11 protein-coding genes are annotated in these 20,202 nt (G+C 34.9%); 1 reads left to right on the top strand and 10 read right to left on the bottom strand.

Annotation, left to right across the window (positions count from 1 at the left end; all coding sequences use genetic code 11):
• Positions 1-175: 175 nt before the first annotated feature.
• The 6 genes from GQ47_RS17800 to GQ47_RS17775 form a co-directional block, all read right to left on the bottom strand.
• Positions 176-664, bottom strand: coding sequence for a hypothetical protein (locus GQ47_RS17800; protein WP_035651258.1), 489 nt, complete (start codon positions 662-664; stop codon positions 176-178).
• A gap of 30 nt (positions 665-694) precedes the next feature.
• Positions 695-1,348 (bottom strand): porin family protein, encoded by a 654-nt coding sequence (locus tag GQ47_RS17795; RefSeq protein ID WP_035651252.1) that lies wholly within the window; start codon positions 1,346-1,348, stop codon positions 695-697.
• Between the two features lie 690 nt (positions 1,349-2,038).
• Complete coding sequence (locus tag GQ47_RS17790; protein ID WP_035651249.1) at positions 2,039-3,808, bottom strand: RagB/SusD family nutrient uptake outer membrane protein; 1,770 nt, start codon at positions 3,806-3,808, stop codon at positions 2,039-2,041.
• A gap of 6 nt (positions 3,809-3,814) precedes the next feature.
• On the bottom strand, positions 3,815-7,096 hold the full coding sequence (locus tag GQ47_RS17785; RefSeq protein WP_035651246.1) for a SusC/RagA family TonB-linked outer membrane protein: 3,282 nt from the start codon (positions 7,094-7,096) through the stop codon (positions 3,815-3,817).
• 74 nt (positions 7,097-7,170) lie between these two features.
• Positions 7,171-8,094 carry a FecR family protein gene (locus tag GQ47_RS17780; RefSeq protein WP_035651243.1) on the bottom strand — a complete coding sequence of 308 codons (924 nt, stop codon included), beginning with the start codon at positions 8,092-8,094 and terminating at the stop codon, positions 7,171-7,173.
• Positions 8,095-8,177: 83 nt separating this feature from the next.
• The gene (locus GQ47_RS17775) at positions 8,178-8,702 is read right to left on the bottom strand and encodes an RNA polymerase sigma-70 factor (RefSeq protein ID WP_035651241.1); all 525 of its coding nucleotides are present in this window, start codon (positions 8,700-8,702) and stop codon (positions 8,178-8,180) included.
• 266 nt (positions 8,703-8,968) lie between these two features.
• On the opposite strand from GQ47_RS17775, the gene GQ47_RS17770 reads away from it, so the two are divergent.
• Entirely contained in the window at positions 8,969-10,024 is a 1,056-nt protein-coding gene (locus GQ47_RS17770) for a phosphatidylinositol-specific phospholipase C1-like protein (protein ID WP_035651238.1), read from the top strand.
• 236 nt (positions 10,025-10,260) lie between these two features.
• Here the strand turns inward: GQ47_RS17770 and GQ47_RS17765 are convergent, their stop codons facing one another.
• The 4 genes from GQ47_RS17765 to GQ47_RS17750 all read right to left on the bottom strand — a co-directional run bounded on the left by GQ47_RS17765 (position 10,261) and on the right by GQ47_RS17750 (position 20,111).
• The gene (locus tag GQ47_RS17765) at positions 10,261-12,186 is read right to left on the bottom strand and encodes a metallophosphoesterase family protein (protein WP_035651235.1); all 1,926 of its coding nucleotides are present in this window, start codon (positions 12,184-12,186) and stop codon (positions 10,261-10,263) included.
• Between the two features lie 441 nt (positions 12,187-12,627).
• On the bottom strand, positions 12,628-15,489 hold the full coding sequence (locus tag GQ47_RS23795) for a carbohydrate-binding protein (protein WP_238568008.1): 2,862 nt from the start codon (positions 15,487-15,489) through the stop codon (positions 12,628-12,630).
• A gap of 138 nt (positions 15,490-15,627) precedes the next feature.
• Positions 15,628-17,268, bottom strand: a complete 1,641-nt coding sequence (locus GQ47_RS17755) for a glycosyl hydrolase family 18 protein (protein WP_035651232.1) — start codon at positions 17,266-17,268, stop codon at positions 15,628-15,630.
• Positions 17,269-17,453: 185 nt separating this feature from the next.
• Positions 17,454-20,111, bottom strand: coding sequence for a beta-1,3-glucanase family protein (locus tag GQ47_RS17750; protein WP_035651229.1), 2,658 nt, complete (start codon positions 20,109-20,111; stop codon positions 17,454-17,456).
• Positions 20,112-20,202 lie beyond the last annotated feature (91 nt).

The raw sequence follows: 20,202 nt of genomic DNA, 5'->3' as shown, positions 1-20,202 counted from the left end.
CTATGATTAAAATGTGAAAAACATACATAAAACTCCAATCAAAAATAACTCCTGAATACCTTTTAAAAATTATATCATCTCTTGGTATTCTTATAAAATAACGATGTCCTTTTGGCATATCAAAAGTACAGTAAATAAGAAAGCGATAATACAGTTTGGCATTATCGCTTTTTCATTATGTTTTATTGATTTTTGTTTTATCTATTTCGTCAATAAAAGGAATTGAATTTTGAATTTCACCTCTAATCGTAACTTGTAGATATTGTTCAAGTTGTACAAATTTTGCAGCATTTCGTCCGCCAACGGCTTTTTTGACCTTGCCATAAGTTTTGGTCAACAGTTTATCATAGTCGGTGACGTTTTTTAAACTTGCTTCAGTTAGCGTTGCTGCTTTTACATCATCAAGATTTGCATAATTATTTCCGTAATCATTTATGATCTGGACTTTTTGCTGTCCGAGCGCTTTCCGTGAAACTTCATACTCATCATATATTTTTTGAAATGCTGAAGCCTGAGGTTCTGACAAATTCATATATTGTCTAACCAAATCTGCTTTAGACTTTCCATAAATGGATTGAATTACCTCAACATCTTCTTTCAAAGTAGATTGCGCAAAAGAATGTGCTGAAATAAGTATGAGAACTAATAAAATTATTTTTTTCATCATTTAAATTTTTAAGGCTTAGTATTCGTTTTATTTTTTATTCAGATTAAAACTTACAACTGCTCCTAAACCAAATTGAAATGTTGATGCATAATCAGTAACTGCCACTGGTCCCCAATAGTAGTCCCAATAGTAATCATATCCAACAGCTGCCGACATAGATTGTAAATAAGCATTAAGACTAACAGACACTGCTGAGTCCGTTTTTATTTTTACACCACCTTTAATTTCCCATGCAAAATAAGTTCCGCTGCCACTTTTTGGTGATTCAAGAATCGAAATACCTGCTCCTGCTCCCAGAAACGGGACTGCTTTTTGAGAACTTGACCCAAAGTAATACGTATAATCTGCTAAAATATAATTAATAGCACCTTCATCATCTCCAGCATTAACTTGAGTTCCTGCAGGTATAGTTCCATTATTTAAGGGGATCTTTGTGTATAAAGGCATTTTTGTATCAAGTCTGTTATATTTTAATTCAATAGAAGCATTATCCATGATAAAATATTCAAAACCTGCACCATACTCAAAACCATCTTCTACTTTTGCGTATGAAGAATCAAAATCTACTTTGTCCGAAAAGGTATAACCTCCGTACAAGTTAAGCAAAAATGCACCTTGACTTTGCGCTGACATTGTCAGCGAAAACAAAAAAACAACGATTAATAAATGATACTTTTTCATAATTTGATTTTTTTAATGGGTTTGTTACTCTGCTTTTTTTATTACTTTTTTTAGATAAAATAAGAAGAATTTCAAGCTTCTTCACTATAAGAATATCTCCATAATTTACCCACAGCATTCAGCTGTTATTTGATTTAGCCCAAAATTATCCAATTGAGAAAGGTCATTCGCAAATTGATGGCTCATATTGGTTTCAAATTATAATTTGAAACCAAAAAAATGCTTAAAACAAAATAATCGTACCATCAAAACAAAAAAATCATCTATTTGATTTACAAATAATTACAAACACACATTACAATAGCAACAATATCATTATGATACAAATAAAGAAGCTGCCAACAGGGAAAGTCTTTAGAATTTATATAACCAAAGTTTTTTTAACATTTAAATTTGCTTCAATTTTCAGGTTTGCCATTCGTTGTGATTTTAACCGCAAAGTTCGCAAGGATTTTTTTGCTTAGATTGTGTTTACAAACGTAAAAGAACGCAAAGCTTTGCGAACTTTGCGATTGTAAACATTAACCTTGATAAAAAACCTTGCGAACTTTGCGGTTAAAATCAGCTCAAGCCAAGTCGCATTCCAACTTGAAACTTGAAACTTAAAACATTAAAAAAATAGAAGCCTGTCTTTTTCAAGACAGGCTTTTCTAATAAAAAATAAATAAAAAATAAACTAACTAACACAACTTAGTTATAACCTTGATTTTGTGTAAATTGTTTCGTTACGTCAATAGTTGATTGCGGAATTGGAAACACTCTTCTAAATGGCAGTGAAGCCGATTTAGCAGTTCCAGGCAAATCAAATTTTCCAAAACGAATCATTTGTGGTCTTCTGTATAATTCCCAATACAATTCGAAACCTATTTCATTATATAATTGCGTCGCATCAAGTGATGTAAGTGCTTTTCCTGGTACACTTCCAAACAAAGCTTCTCTCTTTCTGCTTGTACGTAATTTGTTTAAATCATCCATTGCTAATCCTACACTTCCTTTTCTGAAGTAAGCTTCAGCTCTCATCGTGTAAATTCCACCTAAACGGAATAACGGAATATCAACATTACTGTTACCGTTTCCTCCTTCTGGATCAAATTCATATTTAAAAATACGAGCACCTTGGTTAATTTCGTTTTGAGCAAAAACTGCCTGAGCTGGGTTTTTAAACGTTAATGAAGGCGTAAAATCCATTCTTGTCGTTGTACTTTTTTCCATAAACAATGGAGAAACTTTAATTCTTCCGTTGATCATTTCTAAAGAACCTGAAGATAATAAGATTGGTCCGTATTGTGGTCCATACTCAATTCCTCTGTTAAAGTGGAACCAAGGTAAATTAGCACTTTTAGGAACGATATCTGTTGCAGGAACACTTACATCAGTTCCGTCATTTTTGAACCAAGTTCCATCTGAATATTGGTATTTTTGCTGAAATCTTGGATCATCATGATTTCCGTCCCATGTTGCGAAGAATTCTGGAGTTGTACAAGCAGCGTTTGTTCCTCTGTTTGCTGCCGAAGTTCTTTGGTTACGTTCCATACATACATAAGCAAAACTGTTTGAACCGTTACGGATGTAATCTATCTTTTGAGAAATTGCAAAAATAAGCTCTTTTCCTTTGTCATTATCACGTGCGAAGTTTTTGAAATAATCACTTTCTAAAGAATATTTTCCAGAATTAATCAATAATGATGTATAATAAATTACACGATCCATATCCGTTCCTCCGCCAGAAACTGCTGGCTCACTGAAGTTAAAGTTTGAATTTGCATTGAAACGATCTTTAAATACAGCGCGATTCAAATACATTGTTGCCAAAAAACCATAAGCTGCTTCTTTAGTAAAACGGCCGTGGTGCGTTTGCTGTTCTCCCATACTTGCCAAATCCGGAATTAAAGCTTCAACATCTGTAATTAATTTATCAATTTGAGTATCGGCTTTTAAAATTTGCAAAGGTGCATTTGGGTTCATTGGATCTCTGTAAGGCGCTTGTCCGTACAAATCCAAAGTGGTATATAAATAATACGCTAAAAGTCCTTTCGCTTCTGCCAAAAATAATTTCTTTTCCGGAATTGAACTTTCTTCAACCGATTGAATTGCAGTCAACGAACGTGTAATTCCGTTAGTCAGTTTATTCCAGTTGTCACCGACAATCGCATTATCCGATTTCCATGTAAACTCGTGCATATCTCTCCATTTTCCTCCATCTCCCCAGTCACTTCCGCGTGTTGGCAAAATTGCCTCATCTGTAGTATATTCTTGTAATGAGAAAACGCCTCCATGATCTACAAAAGTTCCATCTCCTAATCTGTCATAAGCTGCCGCAAGTGCTCCGGCCGGATTTGAAGCATTATCACCTAATACTTCGTCCAAAACTACTTCATCAAGATCTGTACAACTAGCAAAAAGCCAGATAAACGAGAACAATGCAATTAATTTTATACTAAAAAATGTATTTGTCTTCATAATAAATTATAGTTTTAAAGTTGCTCCAAAACTGAACGTTCTAGAAGTTGGGTAAGCAGCATAATCGATACCAATTGACTGGTTTCCTCCGTTTGATTTCGGGCTATTGATTAATGGGTCAAAACCAGTATAATTTGTAATTGTTACCAAGTTTTGTCCTGTAACATAAAGCGTCAAACCATTGATCCAGTTGATTCCTTTTAAATCGAAATTATAACCAATACGAGCTGTATTCAATCGGATGAAATCTGATTTTTCTAAGAAAAGTGTCGATAAAATTGGTGAATTTGTTGCATTTGCACCTGATTCATAATAACCTGTTGCTACGTTTCTGTCAGAAGCCAAGTTGTTAATGTTCAAGGCATTTAATCCTGTATTATTCAACAAATAACCTCCAGTTTGACCAATAATTGAGAATGAGAACGTAAAGTTTTTATATCTCATATCACTATTAAATCCGTAATAGAAAGTTGGCAAAGCTCCTTCGATAATAATTCTGTCGCTGTTGTCGATTTTTCCGTCTCCATTTTGATCTTTAAAAATATTAGCTCCATTTGCGTCAAAACCAATGTGTTCCAATAAGTAGAAAGATCCTGCAGCATAACCGCTTTTGTAGATATTTGCATTAACTCCAGATTGTCCTGGACCTGAAATAGTTCCTGTCAAAATTTCTGAAACTGGCAAATCTTGAATTTTATTATTCAAAGTCGCACCGTTCATATCGATGTTCCAAGAAAAATCTTTTTTGTCAATCAATTTTGAACCTACCATAAATTCAAAACCTTTATTGATGATTTTTCCGTCGATATTTGTCCAGATTGTTGTAGTTGGACTTAAAGCTTGTGATGGAACATTTAAGATTGCATCTGTAGTAGTTTTGTTGAAATAATCTAAAGTTCCGTACAATTTGTCATTCCAGAAACTGAAATCTAAACCTAAATTGTATTGTGTTACAACTTCCCATTTCAAATCAGGATTTGGTGTTCTGTTTACTGAAACTCCGTTTACCAAATTCAAATCATTGTATAAATAATATCCGTCAGCTCCTGAAAGTGAATAACTTGCCTGAGTAATTTTATTTTCAACTTCCTGATTTCCTGTTTGTCCCCAACTTGCTCTTAATTTTAAGTTGCTTACTGCCGTTACATCTTCTAAGAATTTTTCTTTAGAGATATTCCATCCTAAAGCTGCTGATGGGAAATAACCGTATTTATTGTTTTTTCCAAAACGAGTCGAACCGTCAGCTCTCATCGAAGCTGTCAAAAGATATTTATTGTTGAAAGTATAATTTACTCTTCCAAAATAAGACTGAAGCTCATTTTCCTGTGCATATCCTGAAACTCCAGATTGTGTTCCTGCAAAACCAGGATTAATTGCTGGCGGTACACCAACTCCTTGATTTGAAATTCCGTCAACACTGAAAGCCGTTCCAGATCTTTCGAATTTTTGGTATGAAAATCCGCCTAAAGCTTCGATTTTATGTTTATCCAAATTCAAATTGTAAGTCAAATAATGCTCGATCAAAGAGTTTCTAGAATCTAAATTATTCTGAACATATTTCCCTTTTGGATTCAAATCCGTTAAGTTTGGAAAAATAGTAGTATTTCTTTCTGATGCAGAACGGTCAAAACCAATGTTTAATTTGTATTCCAATCCGTCAACAATTCGTAACGACGCTTCTAAATTTCCTAAAACTCTCAATGTACGCGTCACGTCATCATAAATGCTTAACAAATAAGCTGGATTATAATGTGCATTCATATTAAAGTTTGTGTACTTCCCATTTGCATCAAAAACAGATCTTGTTGGGTTTGCCATCAAAGTATGAACGATCAACTGTCCGTTTGAACCTCCGTCATCACTTGTAGGAACTCCGTTATCTTTAGTTTCACTTGCCGTAAGATTCATTTTTACTTTCAGACGTTTGTTATCCAAAAACGATTCCGCAGCATTAATTCTTCCCGACATACGTTTGAAATTACTCTTATTGATAATTCCTTCCTGATTCATTTGCGCCACAGAAGCATAATAATTTCCTGTTTCTGTTTGTTTTGAAAAAGCCAATGAATTATTTGTTGTAATCGCAGTTCTAAAAATTACATCTTGCCAATCTGTATTTCCTCCGTGATCAAAAGCAGGATCTTTAATTGCTTTTCTATATTGGTCAGCATCTAAAACATCTAATTTGTGAGCCACATTCGAAACTCCTGTATAAGAATCAAAAGTTAAAGTTCCTTCGCCTTTTGAACCTTTTTTAGTAGTAACCAAAACAACTCCGTTTGATCCTCTTGCACCATAAATCGCCGCTGCAGAAGCATCTTTCAAAACTGTAATCGACTCAATATCACTTGTATTTAAAAAGTTTAATGGATTTTTAGCCGATGAATTTCCGAAACCAACATTACTTCCAGACGGACTCACATCATCATTTGACAAAGGCACACCATCAACAACGAACAAAGGCGTGCTTCCGCTTCTGATAGATCCAACACCTCTAATTGTTACGTTTACTCCCGCTCCCGGTTCACCACTTGTATTCACTACACGAACTCCGGCAACTTTTCCTTGCATTAAATTATCTACAGAAATATTTACACCTTGCTTAAAACTTGCTGCTTCAAGCTGAGTAACTGCACCTGTTACATCTTTTTTAGATTGTTTTCCGTAACCTACAACTAAAACTTCGCTCAATTCAGAAGTATTTGGTTCTAACTGAATTGTCATAAAAGTTTTTTGTACAGTAACAACTTTAGTTTTATAACCTAAATACGAAACTTCGATAGTTTTTCCGTCACCAACTGTGATTTCAAATTCACCATCAAAATTAGAAACGGCACTGTTTGATGAACTTGTTTCCATAATCGTTGCACCTGGAATTGGCACACTGTTTTCATCAACTACTTTTCCTTTTACTTTAACTCTGTCTACCGCTTTTGTAGTTGCAGGTTTTGGCGCAGCAGTTTTCTGAATCAAAACTAGTTTTCCGTTAATGTTGTAATTGAAGTTTGCCTTTTTTGAAAGATCATTCAAAATTGCCGAAACAGTTTCGCCAGCAAAATTCACTGTATAAGTAGTATTATCAGCAATTACAGCTTGTCCGTAGCTGAATTTATAATCTGTTTGTTGGCTCAATTTTGAAAATATAGAAACAAGAGTTGCTTTTTCTATTTTATTTTCTAAATTTGATTTTTTTACTAAAGTTTTACTATAACCTGTCTGTAAGGTCAGTAAAGCCAGAACTAAAAAGAAAAGACTCTTTAGATTTAAATAAGAAGTTTTAAAATACATGATTTAAGTTATTGGTTTTTTTACGATACTTAATTTATTCAAAGGCAGTTGTTCTCAGCAACTGCTTTTTTGTTTTAATCCACTTTTACTATTTCGCCATAAACTTTGAATTTTAGGTTTGTGATATAATTTATTTGCTCTAAAACATTCTCTAATGTTGCGTCTTTTTTTATGAATACCGTTAACGGCGTTGCTAATACACGTTCATTATCGTACTGAAATGAAACGCCATATTTATATTGTAAAATGGTAATGACTTGTTTAAGTGTGGTTTCATTTAGCGTTACATCGGTTGAATACCAATTCACTAAAAATGATTTGTCGGCTAATTGCTTCGTCAGTTTATTTGATTCAAACAAAGCTTCTTCATTCGGAACCAAATCAACGCTCTGCCCTTTCGAACTCACATTGACTTTTCCAGTAACAACAATCACTTCACATTTAGATTTTGAAAGCTGAATGTGAAATGAAGTCCCTACAACTCTGGTTTTAATTTCTCTGGAAGTAATTATAAAAGGATGTTTTTTGTCTTTAGCTACTTCAAAAAATGCATTTCCTTTTAAAAGAGAAACTTTTCTTTCATCTCCTTCAAATTTTTCAGGATATTGAAATAATGAGTTTGCTGCCAAATAAATTTTCGAGCCGTCACTTAACTGGATAGATTTGGGAATCGATGACGTTTTAAACGATAATTGCTTTTCGACAGCAATTTTTGGTTTAAGCCAAAAGCCTAAACCGGCAAGAAAAAGAATACTGGCAGCTGCCATATATTTTAAATAAGGATTAAAGGTTCTCTTTTTTCCTATTCTATATTGAATATTATTGTAGATATCCTGAGAAACTTCATCAGAATTTCCCATCGAAACTTCATCCCATTTCGATTTTTGATATTGATTAAAGGCAAAATCATTAAGCAGATTTTCTTCTGCAATTGAAGTTTTATTTCTTGAACTTTTATCGATAAGATATTCTAAACTATGTTTGATTCTTTTTATCATAATACTTATTGTTACCTATAAGTACCAGAATCTTGAAATCGTACTATCCGCAAATATTATGAAAACATCAACAGAAAGTTATCTTAAAAGTTTTTATGAAAAATGATTAAAGGCGCCATCCAAGCTAGATCTTTCAAGCCTTCGCGCAATTGTTTTAATGCCGATGAAATTTGGTTTTTCACCGTTTGTTTCGAAATTCCAAGTTCGTCTGCAATCTGATCGATTGACATATCCTGAAATTTATACATTAATAAAACTTCTTTTCTTTTCTCCGGAAGCTGATCTAATAAAGAATAAAGCAAATCCATTATTTCGGGATCAATCGAAGCAAAATTGTCAATTATATAATCTTCAAACTGATCTTCCAAAATTGTCTTATCAAACCGATTATTTTGGTAATGTTTAAAAACCTGATTTTTGACAGCACGAAATAAATAAGGTTCAATCGCATTAATATTCAAATCGTCTTTTCGTTCCCACAAATCAATAAAAACATCCTGCACGATATTCTGTGCCAAGTCTTTATCCTGAGTCATCGTATACGAAAAGGCATTGAGCTTTTTCCAGTATTGCGTATACGTTTTTTCAAAAATTTCAGGATTCTTCATAATGGATTTTGGTAGTATTTGGTGATGTAAAATAATGAAATACGACACCAATAGTTTTTGTCTGAAAGTTATCTTTAAATTAAATTTTGAATTGATTTGTTTTATTAATACTACTATTTTTAGACAAAAATGATATTTGGTTTGCTATTTCTTTTACTTTAGCTAACACAAAAAACAATTGTCCATTTTACTTTAGTAATCTCTAAAAGAAGCAATTCTCTGTTGCTGCGTCCTCTTAATTCCACAATCCTAATTTCATCAAAAACATGAAACAAATTTTGTTTACAGTATTATTTGCTGGAGCTTTTCAATTGAGTCACGCACAAAGCGACAATTTAAAAATCAATCAAATTCAGGTTATCGGTTCGCACAACAGTTACCGTCACGCTATTGAAACTGATTTATACAACACCATTCAGGCAAAAGATACTTCGCGTTCGCTAAAAGGACTTCAGTACACACACATTAGTCTTACAGATCAATTAAATAAAGGTTTACGCAATTTAGAAATTGATGTTCAGGGCGATCCTCAAGGCGGAAAATTTGTACACCCAAAAGGTCTTGATATTGCAAAATCACAAGAAGCGTATGATCCAAATGGAGAAATGAAAAAACCGGGTTTTAAAGTTTTCCATATGATTGACATCGATTTTAGAACTTCATGTTACACCCTTCAAAGCTGTCTTGCTGAACTAAAAAAATGGTCGAATGCAAATCCAGATCACGTTCCGGTTTTTATCACTTTAGAACCAAAAGACGACGATAGTTACTTAGGAACAAAAGCAGAGAAATTTACACCGGAACTTTTTGATGCTTTAGACAAAGAGCTTCGTAAAGGTTTAGGAAATAAAATTATCACGCCAGATATGGTTCGCGGAAAATACAAAACACTTGAAGAAGCCGTTTTGAACAACAACTGGCCAACACTGAAAAATGCAAAAGGAAAATTTATATTTCTTTTAGATAATAACGGCGCAAAAAGAGATTTGTACGCATTGAATCATCCGTCCCTTAAGGGACGCGCCGTTTTTATTAATGCCGAACCCGGAAAACCAGAAGCGGCTTGGTTATTTAGAAATAATTCTGAAGATCCATCAATTACGGATCTGGTTAAAAAAGGCTACTTAATAAGAACCCGCGCCGATTCTGACACGAAAGAAGCCAGAGCAAATGATTATTCACATTTTGAAGCCGCAAAAAAATCAGGAGCGCAAATCATCTCAACAGATTATTATTTGCCAAGTACTTTCTTCAATTCTCCTTATCAAATTAAATATGATGATGGAACTTATGTGAGAACGAATCCTGTAAATGTGCAGTAAATTTTAACCGCAATCCCGATAGCTATCGGGAGCTAAGGTTTTTTATCAAAGATTGCTTACATAAACGCGAAGTTCGCAAAGCTAAATCTATAAAGCTTTGCGGACTTTGTTGCTTAAATTTGCTCGCAAAGACGCAGAGTCGCAAAGATTATAAAAACTTTGCGACTCTGCGTCTTTGCGAGATTAAAAAAAACTTTGCGTACTTTGCGTAAACCTTAGCGTGCTTTGCGGTTAAATTACTTTAAACTTCTAATTTCACCATTTTTCAAATCAACTGTAAAATGATCTGCTGGAACTTCATGCATAAATTTATTGAAGATAATCAGGAATAATTTCATTTGCTTTTGAAGAGGCGTATCATTTGAAGCAGCTGCATTTTCTAAAAACAAATTCGACAACACTTTATATTGTTTTGCTCTTTCAACACCAACATCGGCGAAAGCCAATTCATCGGCACTTCTAAAACGGTAAAAATCAATTAAAAGATCATTTCCTGTCCAGTTAAAATCTTCTTTTTTAAGATTATCTTGAGCTAGAATTTGTTCCGATTTCGTTTCTGCTTCCTTCCATTCTTTCTGGAATTGTGATTTGTTTTTCAGAATAAAATCAAAATCCTGAGCCGATTTTATATTCGCCAAAACCAATAAATTCTGAGCCGAAACATTCAGAATAAAGTCTTTGAAAGCAGAAGACCAATCGTCTTTTAGAAAACGAAGACGAACTAATTCCTTCAAATGAAAATCGGTAAACTCGTGGTAAGTTTTGGTTTCTAAAATAGCTTTATTCCAAATATCCTTCGTATTCTGACTTTCTAGAAACTGATATTCCATTTTGTACAAATCAAAAAGTTCATCAAATCTCGGAACATTATCAATCGTGATCGTCTGAATATCGACAAGATTATCTTTCTGAATCGTCAATAATTTGTAAGCTGGAATATAAGCCGCAAGTGAAGGCGTTTGAATATTAACCAAAGTGTTTCCTTTTGCAGTTGTGCGTAATCCTGTATCGTTGATGTGCATGTGTCCACCAAAATGAATTTTCAATCCGGCATCGGCAAAAACCTGCGCTACTTCTTCAACCGGAACTCGATTCAATTGCCATTTATTTGGTCCTAAAAGTTCTTTTATTTCCGCGGAAGCGTCATCATTAAAATCAATCATCGGAAAATGACTGAAAGCAATCAAAGTTTTTCCACGAAGTTTGGCTTCCGCCGAAATATCCTGAACCCATTTTATAAGATGTTTTTTGTTCGAAAGCACATTATTATAACCTGTACTTGCTTCCGAATAATTTTTAGGATCTTTTGGATCGCCATCGGTTTTCTTCGGAATATAAACATTTCCGTCAATTGCCATTAACCAAAGTCCGTCGATTGGTTCAACGACATAACTTACATCTGGAACTTCAAATCCAGGCGCAACATTATACACTCTATTAGTAAGTTTTGAAGCTTCTTCAGCTTTTTTGAAATCGTAATTTTGGGAAGTGTAATTGGCGAAAGGAGTCGCCCAAAACTTATATTTTTTATTCGGATAAAAACCGAAGTTTTTTAGATCCTCTGTTATGCCTAAATAACCCATTTTAGCAATATCGGCTGTTATGACAACTGGCTGTTCGATATTCATGTTTGGCTTATACATGCCGTCTTTGCTAAAAATGGGTTGGCTTTTTCCTTCTTTTCCTAAAAAATCTTCTTTACCCGATTCCTGAGCAAATGGTCCAACCGGATCGTGATTTCCGGTGGTTATAAAAAATTCAATACCATATTTTTTTTGATATTGATCTAAAATTTTCTGTAATCCTCTTACGTGAATTGGCTGACCGTCATCGGTATAATCGCCCGGAAGCGCAACGTATTTTATCTTTCTTTTTGCAATATCTTCAAGAGCGGCGATGAAGGCAAAATAATTTTCATTGAAAATTCTCGTCGAATGCAACTGCGAGGCCATCGTTCTTATTAACGCATATTTTTTTGTTTTGGTATTCAAAACGCCTTTAAAATCATTGTCTGAGAATGACCCGAACAAATCCTGCAAGTGAACATCTGATAAAAATGCAACCTGAACGCCTTCTAAATTCTTTTGATTTTGGGCTGAAATTGTATGATTAAAGAATAGTATAAAGAGTATAATTATTGGGGAAGTAAATTTTAAATTCATAGGTTTTAAGCTTTTGGGAAATAAAGAATTTATTAAAAGTATTTAAACTTTTAATATGCAGCAATTTTATCAATTTAATGATGAAATGAGTTTATCGTATTGTTATCGAATGATAATTTTTAGGGGATTTTCGATTGGTTAAAAGTTTGTGTAGTCCCTACGGGACAATTATATTGTGTTCACATTTTTTTCTACCGATATTTAACTCCTAACGGAGTTTTCTAAATTGTAGTAAGTTTACCTCGTTAGAGGTTAAATATTGGTAGAACATAGATTATCGCCCCTCCAAAAATGTCCCGTAGGGACTTTACTATACACAAAATCATCTAACTACAAATAAAACATTGACAACAAATTAATGCAAAAAAAGGCTGTCATTTCTGACAGCCTTTACATTAAAACCTAAAATTTAATGTATATAAAACCATTATGGCGAATGGATTATTTTTTTATAAAACGTTTTATTATTTTTTCTCCATCTTTTTCAAAAACAACAAAATAAATTCCTTGTCTCAAATGCGAAACGTTCAAACTATTGTCATTGCTTTTTTCTGATGAAACTACAGAGCCTTGAGAATCTATTACTTTAACATTTCCTCCTGAAACATCTTTTGTAAAGAAAAGCGTTTCTGAAACCGGATTTGGATAAACATTAAATGCAACATCTTTTATTTCATCTTCGATAACTGCCGACGGTGCTCCTGCTCCAACTTTTGTAATTTTAATCCAGTTGATGTTCATTCCCGTATTTTGAATATAGATCCCGAAATTATATGTTCCTGCATTTACATTTACGGTTTGCGTAACTGTCTGCCAGTTTTGCCAGCCTCCGGTATTTGGAATATCAACATTTCCTAAAACAATAGTTCCTCCATTTAAATCAGATGATAATCTGCCGCCAGTAACAGCACTTGCAACTCTGTATTCAATTAAATAAGAACCTGTTGTTGGAAAATTAATATTGTTGTACGCAAGCCAGTCGCCTGTTTCAGTATAACCTACGTTTGAACCTCCGCCAGTATCTGTTGTAGCTTCAACCTGAATTCCGCTCATTGCTGAGTAATCTTCTGCCTGAATTAAAGTAGAAGTTTGAGAGGCTGTTGTAGCAATCAATTTCCATTGTCCACATGTTTGATTGTTATTGTCCCATTGTTGTACAATAGCTCCAGTAGCTGTACTTGCTCCTGCAACCTCAACAATTCTTCCGCTGTGACGGGCAACAATTTTATAGAATCCGTCTCCTGTTGAAACTAATATAAACTGCTGATTAGTAGTTCCGTTATATGGATATTGTTCAACGCGTGTACCATTCGCTTTATTAAAACCATTAACATCCATAGACTGTCCGCTATGATTGGCTATGATTTTGTACATACCGTCTCCTAAGTGAGTCAATGTAAATTTCTGATTGTTTCCTGAATTAAGAGAACCTTGATTAATTCCTGCTCCATTTGTCATACTTGCGTTCCAAACATCCATATACAAACCACTGTTTCTATTTTGAAGAAAGAACGTTTGATTGCCTAAAGTTGTAACACCATTTGCAATAACTCTGATTGAACTTACTTTATCATTCCAGGTTGCATTCAAACACGAATTATCAGAATTAATTACTGTAGAAGCTCCGGTAAAATTATCATCTTGGTATAAAATTGCCTGATATCCCTGCGTAATTTTAAGCGAAGAAATATCATCATTTAAAACGCCTAAAGAATTTAAACTCGCTAAGTTATAATCTCCAATTGTTAATCCGCCCGAGAAACCTGTGTAATTACAATCTTTATAAACCGTTATTACATCTGTTGACGGATTGATATTTCCACCAGGTGGAATTGTTCCTGTAATAGAATAACTTCCGATAGAACCATACGCTGAATAACCGCCACTTCCAACATTTCCTGCTCCGGTTCCGTCAACACCTACGTAATATCTTCCTGCTGCCAGATTTGCATTCATAGAAGCATTTAAAGCAAACGGATCAGAGTTCCAAAATGTTCCTATTTCTGTTCCTGATGAATTATACAATCTCATTAAAAGATGCAGGTTTCCATCTCTTGAAACAGTATTCGCATTAATAACTACATTTCCTCCACCTGTTGTAAAAGTGAAGAAATCATAATCGGCTTCACTTGAAATAATTCCATCTTTTTGATTGATTGCTCCGCTTCCGTTATAATCTAAAGTGGCTGCTGAAGCGATATTATTTCCATAATCATCACCTCGGTATCCAACTCCAAATTTAGAACTTGCAATTGTCGCAACGTCATCTTGTAAATTATTAGCAAAATTATATTCTCCTTTACTCCATTGAACAATAGGTCTGTAATAACCAGCGCCCATAATTGGTGCATATGAAGTTCCATCTAATCCTAAGAAATAATCTTCCGCAGGATTCGTACGTCCGTCGTGACCAAGGTCAAAGGTATGTCCAACTTCGTGAGAAGAAGCATCTCCACCAGATTTCCCTGAAGTAATAAATACCCAGCAAGGAACGTCATTATCCCAATTAAAAGAGCCAATATACGCCACACCTCCTGCACCTGGAGCTGCAGTATTTGTTGGCGTAACTACAACGCGCATTCTTTTGTTTTTTGGATAAGAATTAAAAACAGCTTCGCTTGTGGTAACATTTAAATTAAACGGACGATAATCTTCTGCAACTACTTCCCAATGCTGTTGTACGGCAGCATCACTCATTCCTGAAGGAGCAGCATTTATGGCGTTACCATTGTTCCAAAGATTTCCTGCCGGCATATAGTAACCGTCAAAATCTAATAAAACACAGCCTACAGCACCCGGTAAACTTTGCAGGTTTAACAATGCCGGAGCAATTTCTGCAGCAGCGGCTGTTTTACCTGTGGTGTTTGCATTTGTTGGAACATTTTTATAATCAATACAAACCAAAGTGTTAATATCAACTTTTGAAACAAAAGCATTTCCTTTTGCATCAGAGTAATATTTGTAGGCTTCTTTGGTTTTCTTTAAAATAATATGACCTTCAAGAGATTGATCCTGAACTTTTATATAAAAAGAAGATTCTGCAATATTTTTAATTTCTCCAATCAAAAATTCGCTTGATGCATTTGACTCTTTATAATTTATTTTTCCGTTAAAGCTTATTGAATTGGCTGCCTGAAGCTGAATTGTTTTTTCGGTGCCTTTTGCGGTAGTAGAAGTGACTAATTCATTTTTAATCTTGTTCAGGAATGTTTTACTCGATCCTAAAGAAGTCTGTGCCGAAGCAAAATAACCAAAAGAGAGAATCAAGAATAAACTTAACCGAAATCTGTAACTATTTTTCATATAATTTGGGGGTTAAAGGGGGTTGTAATAGTGGTAAAATTTAACCGCAAAGAGCGCTAAGTTTACGCAAGGTTCGCTAAGTATTTTATTGCCTTGCGAACCTTGCGGTTTTTCTTTGCGAACTTTGCGGTTAAGAACTTATTTTTTAATAAAACGTCTTACCGTTTTGATTCCATCTTTCTCTAATGAAATCAGGTAAATTCCGCTTTTTAAATTAGCAACATTGATACTGTTGTTGTTTACAGTTTGAGATGAAACCGTTGCACCACCTTCAGAATTGATAACACTTACATTTGCGCCAGAAACTTCTGAACTAAAGAAAAGTGTATCTTCCGTTGGATTTGGGTAAATAGTAACACTTGCAATATCTGTAGGAGTTTCAGCAGTTGGAGTAGCAGATTTTGCAGCTAAACCTGAAGCCGATTTTGTAATTCTGAACCAGTTAATATTGGCTCCGGAAGCTTGAATATAGATTCCGAAGTTGTATGTTCCGGCATTTACATTTACGGTTTGAGAACCCTTTTGCCAATTTTGCCAACCGCCTGTATTTGGTACATTAACAGCGCCAAGCTGAATTGTTCCTGCATTTAAATCAGATGAAATTCTTGCTCCGTTAACAGCACTTGCCACTCTGTATTCAATAACATAATTGCCAGATGTTGGAAAGTTAATGTTGTAATATGCCATCCAGTCTCCTGTATCACAATATCCAACATTTAATCCTCCGCCAGTATCTGTAGTAGCTTCTGTTTGAACACCACTCATTGTATTGTAACTTTCAGCCTGAATTAAAGTTCCAGTTCCTGGAGGATTACTTCCTGTAATTACTTGATTGATGGCTGTTAATAATGATTTAGAACCAGTTGCATCCTGAGATAATTCCCAAATCATAACTCCGCCTGCGTTTTGAATCGCAAAAGTTGTTTTTGCTTTGATTGTTGGAATTCCGTTATAATAAATCGTGTTTCCAACCTGATCCTGATTTTCTGCTCCCGGATATTGCGCTACGATATTAGCATAAGAAATTCCCTGATTTGCAGATGCCCCAAAACCGTATCCGTAAAAAGGTAATCCTATGATGGCTTTGCTTGCCGGTAAACCTCTTCCTGTCCAGTAATTAAATTGATTTACAGCCATACTGTATGGAGAATGCTGCCCCGGATTGTTTGGCTGCCATGGCCCAGTTGCATCATAAGCCATGATATTGATCCAGTCGTAAGCCGCAAAAGTAGATGCAGGTACATTAGCACCACCATATCCTTCTGAAAGCGCTGCTGAAATCAGTTTACCATTGGCATGCAATTTATTCGCCAAGGCAATAACAAATCCGCCGTAATCGCCATTGATTGCCGGACCTTCTAAATCTACATCGATTCCATCAAAGTTGTGCGCCACAACATAATCGTAGAGTTTTTGAATAAAAGCCGTTCGGTTTGCTGGTGTAATTAAATTAAAATAATTGTCGCGAATGGCGCCACCTTCTGAAACAGAACCTCCTCCAAGGGAAACAAAAACTTTAATGTTTTGTGCATGTGCTGCATTAATAATAGCATTGCTTCCGGAATTAAAAGTTAAATATCCATTGGCATCAGGATTTTCGAACGCAATATTAATGTGCGTTAATTTACTGTACTGAATTGTACTTGAAAAGGCGTTCAAGTCTATCCAGTTTGGAATGTAAGCAATAACTTTTTTCTGCTGAGCTACAGCTAAATTAAAAAAGCCTAACAATAAAATAATCATGCATTTCTGCAGCATTCTTCGGTAATTGTTTTTCATAATAATTGTTTTAATAGATTAATAAACTCGTAAATATTGGGACGGTTATTGAGTTGTATTTTTTTTGATTTTAGATTTCAGACTTTAGATTTTAGATTTGACTGTTGGCGCAATCTAATTTCGTAGAACTAACACTACCTAAATTATTATCTAAAAATCTAAAGCCAGAAATCCGGTTTTTAAAACTATTTTTTTATGAAACGTTTGATCGTTTGTTTGCCATCTTTTTCAAAAACAATAAAATAGATTCCTTGTCTCAAATGCGAAACATCAAAACTGTTATTATTGATTTTTTGAGATGCAACAGTAGATCCCGTTTGTGAATCGACAATTTTTACACTTCCGCCAGAAAGATCTGTAGTTACATAAAGTGTATTTTCAACCGGGCTTGGATAAACATTTAAAACTGTTTCTACCGGAGCTTCTTCTTCTGGAGCTTTCGCTAAAGCTGTTTTTGCCGCAGCGCCCGCACCAACTTTAGTAATTTTAATCCAGTTGATGTTCATTCCAGTATTCTGAATGTAGATTCCGAAATTGTACGTTCCTGCATTTACATTTACCGTTTGAGAAACTGTCTGCCAGTTTTGCCACCCTCCAGTATTTGGAATATCAACATTTCCTAAAAGAATTGCTCCGGCATTTAAGTCAGAAGATAATCTTCCGCCAGTAACAGCACTTGCCACTCTGTATTCAATTAAATAAGAACCTGTTGTTGGAAAATTGATGCTGTTATATGCTAACCAATCGCCAGTTTCTGTATAACCAACATTTGAACCTCCACCAGTATCCGTAGTTGCTTCAACTTGGATTCCACTCATTGCTGAATAATCTTCTGCCTGAATTAAAACTGAAGTTTGAGAACTTGTAGCCGGAATTAATTTCCATTGTCCGCAAGTTTGGTTGTTGTTATCCCATTGCTGAATAATGGCTCCAGAAGCTGTACTTGCTCCGGCAACTTCAACAATTCTTCCGCTGTGTCTTGCCACTATTTTGTAATATCCGTCTCCAGTTGAAACCAATACAAACTGCTGATTTGTAGTTGCATTGTACGGATATTGCTCTAAACGCGCTCCGTTTGCTTTATTGAAATTGTTGATATCTAAAGATTGTCCGCTGTGATTAGCTATGATTTTATACAATCCGTCGCCTAAATGTGTAAACACAAATTTTTGGTTGTTACCAGAATTCAATGCACCTTGATTGATTCCCGCAGCATTTGCCATACTTGAATTCCAAACATCCATGTATAAACCGCTGTTTCTGTTTTGTAAAAAGAAAGTCTGGTTTCCTAAAGTTGTTGTTCCGTTTGCAATAACTCTGATAGAAGTTACTTTGTCATTCCAAGTTGTGTTTAAACAAGAATTATCAGAATTAATTACGGTTGAAGCTCCGGTAAAATTATCATCCTGATATAAAATCGCCTGATAACCCTGAGTGATTTTAAGTGACGAAATATCATCATTTAAAACTCCCAAAGAATTTAAACGAGCTAAATTATAATCGCCAATTGTTAATCCGCCAGAGAAACCTGTGTAGTTACAATCTTTATAAACTGTAATTACATCTGTCGAAGCCGGAACTGAAGGAACTGTTCCTGCATAACCTCCAAAAGAAGCAATTACTTTTGTTGGCTGCGGCGAATGGAGCGATGGCGACTGATCAGCAACATCGTCATAAGCAAAACCATAAGCCAGATTATCAACATTAATTCCTGGTAAATGCCAGAATTTAGAATAATGGTTTGTTGGGTTTACCTGATAATATTTTGATGCATCGTACCAGTTTTGTTGTCCAGGATTTGTTGTTGTAACATTTACAACATGTCGGTTAATTGCCGCTGTTAATTGTGCCTGAATCACAAGATCCAAATCTCCATCGACCAATCTTCTGTCCAAAACACCTTTTCCTTCAAGGGCTTCCTGAGTACTTGGCCTATATTGAACTCTTCCTGTTCGGCCAACAAAACCTCCAGATTGCCCAACCATTTCTAGCTGTTCGCCAATAACTCTTCCTTTAAAAACTCCGGCATCTCCGGCATAAAATATTAAATCTTCATTTTTGTATTTATTCCAAATCGCATCGATATAGGATTTTAAATAGTTTTCGTATGGTCCTCCTGGTGCATAAGCTGGTGTTTTAGACGGAGCTGTAATTTCTCCTGTCGCATCGTTTACACAACCTTGAAATTCTGCCGGAACATTCGCTTTAAAAGCCGCAACGATACCAGCATGTTTCTTTAAATCTCCAACTTTCTTTTGGTAACCGTTTGCACCAAATAATTCCAATCCCATTGGATATTTATATGAATCTACACGTGTCGGATTTCCGAAGAAACCATATTGATTATTAGTCAATTCGATCATTTCATATAAAATTCCCTGATTCGGATCGGTTGCATTTTGCGGATTTGGTGAAGCATATCCTGACGGAGCGCCATTTGCACCAAAAAAGTAGAAATACAATTGCGAACCTTTAGAAATAAAAACCCTACAGCCTGCAATTAAAGGCAGTGTAAAAGTTTTATTTGGAATTTCGCTCAGCTTTGTAAAACACGCCGCATATTTTGAGTTTTGTCCCGGACCGGTATTTCCGCCATAAGTTGGTCCTGTAACCGTGTTATAAGATGCGCTCATTGGTAAAACCTGACTTGTTTTGGCATTTACCCAAACATGGTTTCCGGTTGTGTAATCAATTCCAACAATCGCTACATACAAATCGCTGTCGGCGAAAGTTGAATTATTACTAATTGTAAAAGGAATAGCGCCTTGTCCGTACATTAAAACAGATAGGAATGTTAGCATTACTGCTAAAAAAAACTTCTTTTGTAACTTAAAATTTCTCATTGTTTAGATTTTTTGATTAATAAAAATTTGTTTCTAATTAGTAAGAATGAGAAAATAAAATGTGTAAAAATTGGGTGTAACTATTTAGGAT

Source organism: Flavobacterium sp. ASV13 (assembly GCF_000745775.1).
Taxonomy (GTDB): Bacteria; Bacteroidota; Bacteroidia; order Flavobacteriales; family Flavobacteriaceae; genus Flavobacterium.
The sequence above is the reverse complement of the archived record's forward strand: the minus strand, read 5'-3'. Positions and strand labels throughout refer to the sequence as shown.